Source organism: Glaciecola sp. SC05 (assembly GCF_041380235.1).
In the GTDB taxonomy this organism is placed as follows: domain Bacteria; phylum Pseudomonadota; class Gammaproteobacteria; order Enterobacterales; family Alteromonadaceae; genus Glaciecola.
Genome location: NZ_JBGIYY010000012.1, coordinates 144,438 through 156,553, shown reverse-complemented (window position 1 = coordinate 156,553; position 12,116 = coordinate 144,438). Strand labels below are relative to the sequence as shown.

Sequence of the window (12,116 nt, the reverse complement as noted above, 5' to 3'; positions counted from 1 at the left end):
GGTTAGGGTGTATAGCAGTCCTTAACACCTTAGCGTAAGATATCATTTATTCAGCAGGTAGTGCCGTTCTGACCAGTCGCACATTAACGCTACGGTCTTTTGCTTTGAGTGAGCTTGTTCCGTTAAAAAATGCCACCGACCAAGCACGCTCTGGGTCCTGCAAAGAGGGTGTCGACGTCCAAAAATCATCTGGCGGCGTTGCCGGAAAAGCGTCTTCATTAATCGATGGCCTCACGCAAGAGCGCTCAACAATAACTCCAAGCTCTTTTACATTTGGCAAACGCCAATTTTGCGAATCATTAAATTGATAGCCTACGCTTAGCTGCAGTGCCTGTTGCCATGTAAACAGGCTCGCAATGCCTATGCATTGATCATTTTCAAAGCTTTGTCCGATTGCGCATCGCATGAAGATCAAGTCAGATGGAATATGCTTGATCTCACCGTTACTTCTTTCTTCATAAACATCAGATGTAGTCGTTTCAGGTATACCGCCCACACAGAGCGCCTCGGCATCTGCCTCGTAACTCATAAATGCCAGTACTGCCCATGCGCCAACCAAAAACCATCGTTTTAGCATCAATTCTTTCATGGATTACTTCTCCCAGCTCTTACCAATCTCACTCTTTGCTCACTCGTTTTGTTTAAAAAATTATCGACACCGCTGGCAAAATCTATTGCCCATGCGTTACGCGCAGACTCATCACTAACGCCATCTGCACTAGACTGATTGGTCCAATACCAAATAGGTGCTTGGGGCACAGTTGCCGCAAACGGAAAATATTCGCTGTCTAACATCAATGAGACCGACTTGCCGTAATGCACAATCGACTGTAGCTCTGCATGCGTTGGTACCCGCCAGTCAAAAAATCCACATAAGCCGACTTGATTAACGGTTTCAACAAAAGACTCGGTATTACACTGCTGATTTGTTAGGTTACAGCTTTGACTGGCTGCATTGATTTCACCTTCAAAATTACCGTTATCTTCTTGCTGATACCAAGTAAAACGCTGATCGGCGTTATGAATATCATCTTCTATGGTGTTTTTTGTTTCCCAGATCAAGCCCGTCACGTTGTCTCTTACACATCGCCATGGGCGCATAATATCGTCTACCGGATCGCCGTTTTCATTCAGTCGCGTAAAGTCAAAGCCGTTTTCACCGCGACCGGTTTTATTTAACAAACCTGTCTCTGCAATTCTGTCGCTACCAAACTGCGCATCTTGTGCAGGAAAATCGTTAACATAAGCCGCCTGAAATCCGTTTAAGCTGCCACTTAAGCTAACGCCGGTGTCATTAATGGGTGAACGTTGTGGTGGGTAAACGATGTATGAAACCGTGCTCACAACCTGATTATTAAACGCATCTCTTGCATTCAGTTCAAAGGTAATTTCGGTAGTTTGTTCGACTAGTGGCGCGATCGCGACAGTGTTGTTTTGATTAGGCGCATCAATGGTCAGCTCACCTACATAATTATGTTGCCAGGTCACATTAAATGGCCGCGCATTGGGTGCTGCGCTTGTCACTGAAGATGTTAAGGGCATTTGCTCACCAGAAAATACCGCCACTGCTTTGCCCAAGCTAAGCTCTGGAAAAGTGCCTTGTTGGCCTAGCAGGGTCAGTGTAATTCGCTCTGTGGCCTGAGCGCCTTCCTGATCGGTCACCGTTAGCATAATGTCAATATCGGCGCTGTTTAGGGTGACAGGTGCGATAAAGCGCAGTATGGGTGTATCTAGTGCTGCGCTCCCTAATACGTTCTCTCCGGCAACTTGCTGCCATAAATAGGCGGCAATATCGGCATCTGCTGTCTGAGGATCTTGATCAAAACTAGAGGAAGCGTCCAACTCAATTTGTGCGAGCACCGGATAGCTTCTGCTGAGGTAATTTTCTAGGGAATTGGCAACGATGATTGCCACCGGCAGTATATTAATTGGGTTTACCGTTAACGCAATACTGCGAGAAGCGGTCAGGCCATCGCTATCCGTCGCTTGTAAAGTCAGTGTGAAACTTGTGCTTTGGGTAACGGCTGGCGCTGTGATAAGGGCATCAGCTGAGCTCTGGTCTGCTTGTTCAATCACCACACCCTCTGGACCACGCCAAACAAATGAGTAGCTTCCGTTACCGCCACTGGCAACACCGCTTACGCTAACAGTCTCCCCCTCTGCTGCACTAATATCTGTGCCAGCATTCAGCAATAAAGGCTGTGCATTTGGCACAGCAGGCGCGTCATCACCCGAGCCACCGCACGCGGCGACAAGCAGCAGACACAACAGCGCTATAGTTAGGTGTTTAAACATGACAATACATCGTTTTATTTGGCTCGAGTACTGATTGCTCAGCAAAACACAGACCAGTTTGGCAAGAATAAACAATTACAGACCCAACTTATCTTGAATGTTCGAATTGTTCGGCTTCTTTCACCTGCAAAGCGAGTAACTGCTTTTTAGCTGATGCCGCATCGGTCATATCGTAAATCATCATGCAAACATGCTCGACCGTTCCCGTAGCCGACACCAGAGGTGAAAAGACGACGTTTTGATACATGTAGGGCGCTGAACTTGTGATAGGCCGATAGTTTCTGAACTTGAATAAGTAGGGACGTTGCTCCCAGGTAATAAAGGCGCGTGTACGCAAATCAAATACGCTTTTTACTTTTTGCTGAAACCAAGCAGGGGCAATATCCGAAAAGAGTGAAAACAACACTTTATCGCGCACATCTGACGGTAATTTACCAGAATGCGCTTCCATAAATCCGTTCCAGACTTTGATCTCAAAATTTCGATTGAACACCACAATACCCACGTCCACCGTTTGGATCATATCCATCATCCAATGAAACTCTAAAAGCTCTTCTAAACCGTCATTTTTTACATTAGCACTTGTTGTCATGTCTAATCCTCCAGCAAATGCGATAGTTTTACGTTCATCATGTCCATTGAGTCTTCGGTAAATAGCAAAATCAAATCGCAATGCACGTTAAAGCCTTCAATGCCATAGCTCAGCTCTATTGCTAAGGTTTTGCGCCACGTGCTTTTGTTTGCATTTATTAACTCTTGTACGCTCTGATGTTGACCCAACACCACTGGATGACCCTGTCTAAATTTCATGTCGAGTTGGCTGGCGATACCGCCTAAACATGTCCCAATGAGTATGCTTGCAGCATCCATTAATAGCTCAAGCTGCCGTTGATCATCTAAATCGCCTTCTACCTGCATGATCTTCGCTAAATCATGAAAGCTTGAATCGCTCAAAATAAAAAGCGCCTCGCCGCTGATGCCGTCACCTAAAAAACCTTGGCAAACGCCTGATGTGGATTCGTTGGCGTCAACATCGCTGAGCATCATATGCAGCTCTGATACTTCAATCAGGTTTACATTCGGAATGGGGAGGCTTACAAATACATTCAGCGCACGCGCTAGGTGATTGCCAGCTTGTCCCATAGCAACGTTAGCGACTTCTTGATAGCAGTCTCTAATTTGCTCATCGAGCGAATTCGGCCCTAGTACAGACGCTGTTTGCTTGTTGAGTATGTGGTGTTTTTCAAGGACCGCCTGGAGCTCGTCGGCACTCACCGGTTTTTTAATAAAGTCGAGTGCGCCTAAATTGATTACGCGTTGGCGAGCCTCTGGTTGGATATCACCGGAAATAACAATCGTTTTGGTTAATAAGTTTTGCTGTTTAATATGACTGAGTGTTTCATACCCATCCATTACCGGCATATTCAAATCGAGCAACAATAAGTCGCCTTTATTTGCGCAAATGGCGTCTAGCGCCTCTCCACCATGCTTAGCAAAGTGAATGCTGCTTTTTAAATCTTGCGGCAGGCATTTGGCAACCTGTTTACGGGCGACCATTGAGTCATCGCAAATCAGCACTGAAAGCATATTAAATGGGTCCAATTGAATAAACACACTGAGCTAGATATAAAACTGCGCTCAGGTAAAATTACTTAACTGCTTATATCATCGGACATATCTAAAGAACCTTTACCTAATCAGGACAATAAATACGAGGCTTAGAAGGGAATGTGCTAACTAAATTTATGAGGCAAACAAAAGCGGTAGCATCAGAGCAGTAACAATACCGTTTAAACAGACCGAAAGTGTCGCAAACGCAGCGCAGGTTTCAGAGATAGAGATGGCTTTAGACGTACCCACTGCATGAGCAACAGTGCCTAAAGCGACACCCTGCGCCATTTCAGAATGGGTTTTGGCCAACTGAAACACTAAAGGCGCAAATACTGCCCCTACAATACCAGTCAGCACCACCAATACTGCTGCTAAAGATCCAATTCCGCCAATGGCTTCTGCAGTGCCCATTGCTAAGGGAGTGGTAATCGACTTAACCAAAACGGTCATTTGCAGTGCAACAGGCGTATCAAAAAAGTATACGCTAAGCCAAGCCAATATTGGCGCGATGGTACCGCCAATAAAAATCGGTGCGACAACTCGCCAGCCCATTCTAATTAACACCGCCAGTTGGTTGTAGAGGGGTATAGCCAGCGCTACCGTAGCTGGGCCTAGCAAAAAAGCCAGCAACCACACATAGTTTAAATAATCCTCAATAACCACATCCAAAGCAAACAAACTGCAGATGATCAAAGTTGAACTAATGATCAGCGGATGCAATGCCGGATGACTATTGGCTTTTTGGTAAAGAATCAAACTCAGTACATAGGCTGCTAGGGTAATACTGAGCCATACAATATGCCCTTGGAAACTGAGTAAACTATCTAAATTCATATGCCACAGCTCATTGATATTTACCCATGAGTTTTTGGCTGATAACCGCAGTAATGAATAAACTTAAGACTGTAGTGCCCACAATGGCCAGTAACAGCACCATCGGAAACTCAAGGATTAATGCAAAGTGGGCGACAATCGTGACAATGGCCGGGATCAAAAAGAGCACCATATGCGACAGCATAGGTCTGGCACCAGTTTGAATGAACATAGGGACTTTGCGCAAAGTTAAGAGTAACAGCAGAAGTACGCCAATACCTAAAAGCGCTGGCGGCAGCTTTATTTGAAAATATGAAGTGACTTGTTGGGACGCAATAAAAATTAAAACGAGCAAACATAGGCCCAACGAAAATTGAGCCAAATACGAAAGCCTAGAAAGTACTCTCTTGGTGAATGGTAATGAAGTACTCGGTTCCTTTTTTGGAGTAGTCAATTTTGTACTCTTTATTATTTAAGGTCTGCACGAACAAAAGATTGCGATAGTCGCCAAAATTTTCAGGAGCGGCGATATCGACTTTTGCCACATCCATGCGTTTAGCTTCAAGCTTATTTTCTGGAATAGCCCCATTATATAATTCTATGCCATTGTGCAACACCATCAAGACCGGATCTTGTCGGCTGTTAATTATCAGCAAGTCAACTTTACGTTGCTTGTGTATGATTGTATTGCGACCACTGAGTAAATACGGGTCCTCTCTCATTCGCACTCTCCTATTCAAAATGCGCAATGCCAGTGTTTGAGCGCCATCACAGCGCAAACATAGCAAAAAATTAGTTACCTTGCACTTATATGACGGCAGTAATCGTGCAAACTTTAGTTATTGCAATGAGTTAGCGATATTTTTTAAAAAAAAGTGGAGCCTTGGGTGACATAAAACCAAAAAATCATTATACTGCGCACCGCTTCGCGAAATGGCCCGATAGCTCAGTTGGTTAGAGCATCCGACTCATAATCGGCAGGTCCCCTGTTCAAGTCAGGGTCGGGCCACCATTTTTCTTTTACCTTTCATCGAGTTATTTTAACTCAGACCCGCCGATTTTATGGATGTTGGGTCTATATTTTTTGTGTAGCACTTTTAACGCATCATAATATCTAGACTTCGATTGTCCTAGCGCGCCAAGCATAATACCATTTGCTCAACACTATAAAGTGAGCGAAATATTTTATAGCGCACACCCTGATACGATTAGCACCTAGTAGCTCGCTTTGGCCGCTTAAGACAAACAGCAGCCCTTCGTTGGCAATAATGTAAAAACTTGCCAAACATTGTTAATTTTGAGAAAAATAAACTCTTTTAGAAAGAGCAAGTAAATATATATGGAAAAGATCTTTGAAATCGCAGCAAATGTTTCCACCCCATTAGCGTTAAGTGGTTTGTTTGCTGCAATTCTATTTTTTGTGCTGAGGAAAATATTAGAAAAAGATATTTTTCCTTCTCTTACCAAAAGCGGTAGTGCTGATATCGTTAAATTGATTATTAATAGATTATTTGTCTTAGCTCTTTTCGCTATGATTTTAGGATTTTCCGGCTACATTATATCTCTGTCAAATACAAGTAATGGCGAAGCTAATCTAGGTAAAACATCAGAAGCACAAAAAGAGGATAAGTATGTCTTTGTATCAAGTCAGGGAGTAAAAGCTGATTTTGGAGGATTGGCAACAGCTGATCTCATATGTAAAAACTTAGCTTCAAAGGCAGGCCTGACGGGCGAATATAAAGCATGGCTAAGTGACTCCAATGTTGGTCCTGCGGATAGATTCAATATCAATCATTTAGCTTACGTTCTGCCGAGCAAAAAAATAGTAATCGATGATTTCGCAAATATTTTTAATTGCAAGAATCCCAACAATTGTTTGAGAACGCCAATAAATGAAAATGAAAATGGCATACCTGTTCCAAGGCCTCAAGTAAACAGCCCCCAAAATAGGGTTTGGACTGCAACACAGGCGGATGGTCTCCCACTCGGAAATAGCTGTAAGAATTGGACATCGGAGTTAGGTAGCCCCAATAGTGGACCAAATAATACAGTTGTTACTCTGGGAGATCCTTCTAGCAAAGGTGTTTCTTGGACATCTTCTTACTCTGCGAATTGTGACGAGTTAATACTGAGTTTTTATTGCTTTGAGCAATAGTGATTGTCACAGTTAAGGCATAAGATAATAACTTTATATGCTGCCACAAAATGCTCTTGGGAGTAATTACTTCCAATCGTCGCTAATTGTTATGTTGAGTAAACTAAGACATAAGGGGCGGCTTTACGTACACAGCTGTCTCTCAAATTTCAAAACTTGAACGGCAGTAAAAGATAAACGAATCGAATTAACCCTCAGCATTTCTCCCCAACCTTTTGCGCCTTTATCGGTATCTTATATGAATATGCACTCATGCTATTCGTAACTTCAAAGGTGCCAATAATGACAACAACCATCAACATTCTGAAAGTCGCTACTTGCGGCAAAGTCACGTCCCCCGAACAAGCCACGCTTACATACAACGTTGGCTATGACACTGCAGATAAAACCCTGCTCCTTCGCGTCACCGACAATGCTACCAGCGGTCTTTTCTCAACTGAGTGGATAGCGCTGGCCGACATACTTGCGACCATTGAGCAGCGCACTAAGCCCAATGACAGTTTCAACGCACGGCTGTTTGCGTCGCTGTTCTCCTCCGCCAGTGCCAACAATTCGGGTTTCTTAGCTGCCGCATTAAAAGCCGAAGGCATACTGGTGCCATTCAAAGACTCCAAGCGCTTACACTATCTGGGAGATGTAAAAAGCTTTGAAAGCACTATGCAGAAACTCATCAAAGACAAAGTAAGCCTACCTGATGTCGTTGCAGAGCGGGGAGCTGCAAAAGCCAAACTGCGAGCAGAAAATGAAAAGCAACTGGCGGCCAAACGCGCCAAGAATGCCCCTGCAAAATAGTACTCCCCCATAACGCAGCAGTTGGGCGTTTCACGTTACAACGTCGCATTACACAAAAGGTCCCGTTAGCGATATGCAACTTTCACTTTTAGGCATCGTTGCATCTGCTAAAAGTCGTTGTAGAAAATATCGAAAGTGTCTCAGCGATTGATCCGACCGTCGGGTATCTGAAGCCACCACAGTAATCCAGAACGGAACACCCTTGAACTTTTTGGGACCGATTATAGCAGCACCACTGGCCGGATTTGGCGTTCGAGAGCGGAGCAATGTAACGCACTATAGGTTAGTAAATTTCAAGCCTATATTACTCAGAAGAGCAAGAGCAGCATGGTTACATAAGCGCTTCCTCTCTCATTCATCCAATCTATAAGAAAACAAAACATCAACAACAGCCGTCAGTGAAAATCCATCGCCGCAGAAAATAGCCACTCTTTTGTTTCAATAATTTACTATTCTATAAACTTTCAGTATAGTCTGATGTAAGTAAATTACTTACAAAAAGGTGCAAGATGGCGCGGACTATTACATTTCAACCTAGTTCAAAAATGAATGAGTTTATTGAAACATTAGTAAGTTCTGGTGATTATGGCAATCAAAGCGAAGTCATACGAGCTGCTGTAAGGCTATTGCAAGAGAAGCAAGCAAAATCGAAGCTCACTCAACTAAGAAGATTAATCGACGATGGTGATAAAAGCCCTGATGTTGAAGATTTTTCTATGTCATCAATTAAACAAAAACTGGATGCTAATTAGTGCCCTCATATAAAGTTTCCCGAGTCGCATTTGATGATTTAATTAACATTGGACGGTACACGGAAAATGAATGGGGGGTTTCTAAACGAAATACCTACCTAGATGATATTGAACGTCAATTTGATACGCTTGCTCGTGATCGCGAGTATCCGGCTATTAAGGATAGGAACGAACTGCGAAAGGGTTGCTTCTCCTTCAGCGTAAACGAGCACATTATTATATTTCGAAAGACCAACTATGGCATTCGTATTATTAGGGTGCTCCATAAGACAATGGATTTAGGAAAGCATCTTTAGCGGTGGTTGTCATTGTTGGTAAAGAAGCTGAAGTAAATTCTGGCATGACCGAGTTCAAAGTCTATTTTAATGGGCAATATTTTGGTGAGCGCACGCAACCAAATTACGCGAGCATCTTTGGTGCATTTTTTCACCCTACCTTGGCTGTTTGCCGGACCTACTAGTTATAACGTCGATCTTGGTGCAGAGGAGTTGCTGAGTTTCTCTTCATGTGAAGCATTATCGCCGAACGGTTGCGGTAGACCGACTGTCTTTCGTGAATTAGGGGGTTCAGCCTTTGGAATCGACAGTACTCTTGAATTTGTTAACGCTGGGAACGCAACTTACCAAGTTAAAGTTGCTTCACCGACCACGCTAGCCCTATTTGGTTTGGGTCTTGCGGGCCTAGGTTGGATAGATCGCAAAAAAGCATAAGTAATACATATTACATTGACAAGCAGCCCTCCAAACGCGAGGGCTTTTTTTTGCCCGTAATTTGAGAATGTTAAGTATCAGGCTATCAGAGAAGCTGTCACGCAACTTTTAAAGTTACTACAGTTTACTCAGGTATCAGACTCACAAGAAATATTAAAACCCCAAGCCACAAAATAGGTTTTATTATGTTCGAAGCTCTGATTTCATCCCATTTTTGAGAAAATCTGTAACCACAATTTGGACACGCGTCCGCTCTCTTGGAAACTTTATGCTTGCAATCTGGACATTTTCTTAATCTTGCCATGCTTTACTCCACAGGAATTTTTAGCTACCCGCTTTTCTCATCAGCTAAGCAAGCCTCTCAAAAGTTGATGATTACTTTGATATTCCCGCTGTAGAACGAAACATACCGCTGCGGCTGCTACCGTCAACTTTACAAAGTGAGCCTTAAACACACGGTTAAATGATGCCAAAGAAGCCGCTTTTAGGTTTTCCCGCGACTCACTTACCGAATTTATATATGCTGAGCTTAGGTGCAAAACCTGAAAATATTAAATGTATCATGCTGGCGCAGAGTGAATAAAGCGAAAGCAGCATGCCGCTGGAGAAAATACGGCATCTGCGTGATTGACTGTTGCTAAGAAAACCAATTCAGAGCAATTGAACAGCAGCTAGCTATTCACAAAATTTAACATCCCCTTTGCGTAAGCCATTGCGAGCTCTTGCTTCTTGCCGTCGAAGAAAAGCATCTCTTGTTCGTTCGACGAAAAAAATGGCTCCACGATCACGGCCGGCGGCGGCACACTCTTTAACCAGCCCACGCCGTTACCGCTTGAGATTCTGTAAACACCATTATCTCTACGCAGCCTCATTTCTGGGAACTGACCTTTATAGGCATTCACTAATTCACGTGCCAAGCGCTCTCCAGAGTTGGAGTAACAAAGAAACTCACATCCATGGGAAGTCGGGTTCGCTGAAGCGTTGTAATGCAATTCAATGGCACATTTACAATTTGGCTGTTGCGTTCTTATTTCTCTAGATTGCTTAGCAACAAAACTGCTGTAGCCGCCATCCGTGCGATAGTATATTTTCGGCGATGCTCCGCGAGAAATTAGAATATCTCGCAGCAAAAAGGCGACCTCCTCATTCCACTTGTGCTCATCTTTTATTACAGCGTACTTATTCTGAGCACCACTACCATTGCCGCTGGCGGTGTGGCCGATACATATGGCGACTTGCTGGCCGTTGGCCATGGGTAAGTCAGCAATCGCATCATCAGCAACCGCTGGAGCAGTTTCAACTGCCGACAACGGATCAAAAGCACTAACATGAAAATCGCCTTCTGCCCACGATGCCAGCAGATTCGAAAACTCATCCAGCTGGTCTCCGTTGCCCCAAAATTGGGTGATTAACTGTCGGGCCTCTGCCTTACTGCGTTGCTCATCTGAATTCAAGGCTTCAATACTATCAAGAAAGGCTAAAGTCGGCGCTTTCATTTCAGGCTCATCCCAATCAGTCCAAGCGACACCGATCAGTTGTTGTAGTCTCTTTACCGTGCTCTCTGCTGGAGGATTCAGTTCTTCAGCGGCAGTCCCGCGTTTTGGATTTACTGGTTGTTCGCTCATGCTAACCTCGTTTGATAAATGATTGTTTGCCTTGGTCTGGCGGGCACTGACAAGTTAAGGTCTTAAACGTATAAAGTCTAATCTAGCTCTACATCTAAAACTGTCACTACAATTTGCCAAGAACCAAATGCCGTTCATCTATGCATTCGATCGTTTTTAGCATAGATGCAGTGCCTTCCTAGATTGAAGAAATTGGATGTTACCTACGACTAAATCTAGCACGTGATTTTCGTTCCCGCTATTTTTATGTGATACATTCCCGATAATTAAAGTAAAACACTTAAAACATCGATACATAACTAATGTAGCAGTTTTACTGCCTGCTCTGACCACGTTTTATATAATAAAGGGCTACTGAGTCTATGAGTTGCTTTGGGGAAAAAGCTTGCGCGAAACATTTTTTTTAATACTTTTATTAACGTATTTATTGGCCAATGGCCATACTACACAAGCACAAGTTTATACCTATACGGATGATAATGGCGTCAAAGTGCTTACCAGCAGCAAACCGGACACATCTCGGTATCATGTAAAAAATCATGGATGCTTTGGTACGTGTCGTACAGGTATAAATTGGACTAAGACGCCGCTAAAACAGACACTATACTTTCGCGAAGTCAACGATGCAGCTACTGCCTTTGGTGTCGACAAAGCCCTTGTACGAGCAATAATACACGCTGAGTCTTGGTTTGAGCCTACCGCGCTGTCGAGCGCTGGTGCACAAGGGTTAATGCAACTTATGCCCGCAACTCAAGAACGATTTGGCGTCAGTGACCCCCATAATCCGCAGCAAAACATTAGCGCGGGAGTAAAGTACCTAGCTTGGTTAATGAAGGAGTTTGATCACGATGTAGAGCGTGTAATTGCCGCCTACAACGCAGGGGAGAACGCTGTTAAACGCTATAATGGCGTCCCACCTTTTAACGAAACCCGCGAATATTTGCGCCGCGTTAAAATTCTATACCAACGCTATAGCCACACTATTTGAACCAGAATACGAAGTACCCTTATTAAGGGATAAGTCTGATGAGATAACATGTCGATGTATTTTGCATGACATTTGGCAGGTCAACTTTGCTTTGTCTATGCAACGAGTCTCATTAAAGATCTGTGAAAATTTGGCGATAAAATGAAAACGGCTGATAAATCAGGGCAGTCATTTTCTGATACTTTCGAAAATGACTGCCCTGCATTACGTTTTGCTCCTTTGAAGCGAATGAAAAGCTTAGCGCTTCGACTGACATGTTGAATTCAAGTTTGCTTAACACTATTTCGGGAAAGTTTACACATGCGAACAAAGCTCCTTTTTGTCAAATTCATAGTCGTTAGTATGCTATGGGGTTCATTACTATCTTTTTAAACT

General features: G+C 43.6%; 15 protein-coding genes and 1 tRNA gene. 7 read left to right on the top strand and 9 right to left on the bottom strand.

The window, feature by feature from the left end; genetic code table 11:
• Positions 1-46: 46 nt before the first annotated feature.
• The 7 genes from AB9H30_RS12510 to AB9H30_RS12480 form a co-directional block, all read right to left on the bottom strand.
• Positions 47-589: a DUF1566 domain-containing protein gene (locus tag AB9H30_RS12510; RefSeq protein WP_371195010.1), complete on the bottom strand. Its 543-nt coding sequence runs from the start codon at positions 587-589 to the stop codon at positions 47-49.
• The gene (locus tag AB9H30_RS12505; protein ID WP_371195009.1) at positions 586-2,295 is read right to left on the bottom strand and encodes a DUF1566 domain-containing protein; all 1,710 of its coding nucleotides are present in this window, start codon (positions 2,293-2,295) and stop codon (positions 586-588) included. Before AB9H30_RS12505 ends, AB9H30_RS12510 begins: the two co-directional genes overlap by 4 nt.
• Positions 2,296-2,383: 88 nt before the next feature.
• A complete protein-coding gene (locus AB9H30_RS12500; protein ID WP_371195008.1) occupies positions 2,384-2,887 on the bottom strand; it encodes a hypothetical protein in 504 nt (167 codons plus the stop codon).
• Positions 2,888-2,889: 2 nt separating this feature from the next.
• Positions 2,890-3,882, bottom strand: a complete 993-nt coding sequence (locus AB9H30_RS12495; RefSeq protein WP_371195007.1) for a response regulator — start codon at positions 3,880-3,882, stop codon at positions 2,890-2,892.
• Between the two features lie 156 nt (positions 3,883-4,038).
• Entirely contained in the window at positions 4,039-4,740 is a 702-nt protein-coding gene (locus AB9H30_RS12490; RefSeq protein ID WP_371195006.1) for an LrgB family protein, read from the bottom strand.
• 10 nt (positions 4,741-4,750) lie between these two features.
• Positions 4,751-5,101, bottom strand: a complete 351-nt coding sequence (locus AB9H30_RS12485) for a CidA/LrgA family protein (protein WP_371195005.1) — start codon at positions 5,099-5,101, stop codon at positions 4,751-4,753.
• Between the two features lie 10 nt (positions 5,102-5,111).
• Entirely contained in the window at positions 5,112-5,441 is a 330-nt protein-coding gene (locus AB9H30_RS12480) for a hypothetical protein (RefSeq protein ID WP_371195004.1), read from the bottom strand.
• A gap of 213 nt (positions 5,442-5,654) precedes the next feature.
• On the opposite strand from AB9H30_RS12480, the gene AB9H30_RS12475 reads away from it, so the two are divergent.
• The 6 genes from AB9H30_RS12475 (at position 5,655) to AB9H30_RS12450 (ending at position 9,128) form a co-directional block, all read left to right on the top strand.
• Positions 5,655-5,731, top strand: a tRNA-Ile gene (locus AB9H30_RS12475).
• A gap of 327 nt (positions 5,732-6,058) precedes the next feature.
• A complete protein-coding gene (locus AB9H30_RS12470) occupies positions 6,059-6,874 on the top strand; it encodes a hypothetical protein (RefSeq protein ID WP_371195003.1) in 816 nt (271 codons plus the stop codon).
• Between the two features lie 282 nt (positions 6,875-7,156).
• The gene (locus tag AB9H30_RS12465; protein WP_371195002.1) at positions 7,157-7,666 is read left to right on the top strand and encodes a hypothetical protein; all 510 of its coding nucleotides are present in this window, start codon (positions 7,157-7,159) and stop codon (positions 7,664-7,666) included.
• A gap of 509 nt (positions 7,667-8,175) precedes the next feature.
• On the top strand, positions 8,176-8,418 hold the full coding sequence (locus tag AB9H30_RS12460; protein ID WP_371195001.1) for a type II toxin-antitoxin system ParD family antitoxin: 243 nt from the start codon (positions 8,176-8,178) through the stop codon (positions 8,416-8,418).
• Positions 8,418-8,714, top strand: a complete 297-nt coding sequence (locus tag AB9H30_RS12455) for a type II toxin-antitoxin system RelE/ParE family toxin (protein WP_371195000.1) — start codon at positions 8,418-8,420, stop codon at positions 8,712-8,714. Before AB9H30_RS12460 ends, AB9H30_RS12455 begins: the two co-directional genes overlap by 1 nt.
• 84 nt (positions 8,715-8,798) lie before the next feature.
• Positions 8,799-9,128: a PEP-CTERM sorting domain-containing protein gene (locus AB9H30_RS12450; RefSeq protein WP_371194998.1), complete on the top strand. Its 330-nt coding sequence runs from the start codon at positions 8,799-8,801 to the stop codon at positions 9,126-9,128.
• Between the two features lie 124 nt (positions 9,129-9,252).
• Here the strand turns inward: AB9H30_RS12450 and AB9H30_RS12445 are convergent, their stop codons facing one another.
• Together AB9H30_RS12445 and AB9H30_RS12440 are read right to left on the bottom strand one after the other, a co-directional pair.
• The gene (locus AB9H30_RS12445) at positions 9,253-9,432 is read right to left on the bottom strand and encodes a zinc ribbon domain-containing protein (RefSeq protein ID WP_371194996.1); all 180 of its coding nucleotides are present in this window, start codon (positions 9,430-9,432) and stop codon (positions 9,253-9,255) included.
• Between the two features lie 367 nt (positions 9,433-9,799).
• Entirely contained in the window at positions 9,800-10,753 is a 954-nt protein-coding gene (locus tag AB9H30_RS12440; RefSeq protein WP_371194995.1) for an N-acetylmuramoyl-L-alanine amidase, read from the bottom strand.
• Positions 10,754-11,138: 385 nt separating this feature from the next.
• Between AB9H30_RS12440 and AB9H30_RS12435 the strand changes: the two genes are divergently transcribed.
• Entirely contained in the window at positions 11,139-11,741 is a 603-nt protein-coding gene (locus AB9H30_RS12435; RefSeq protein WP_371194994.1) for a lytic transglycosylase domain-containing protein, read from the top strand.
• The last annotated feature ends 375 nt before the right edge of the window (positions 11,742-12,116 follow it).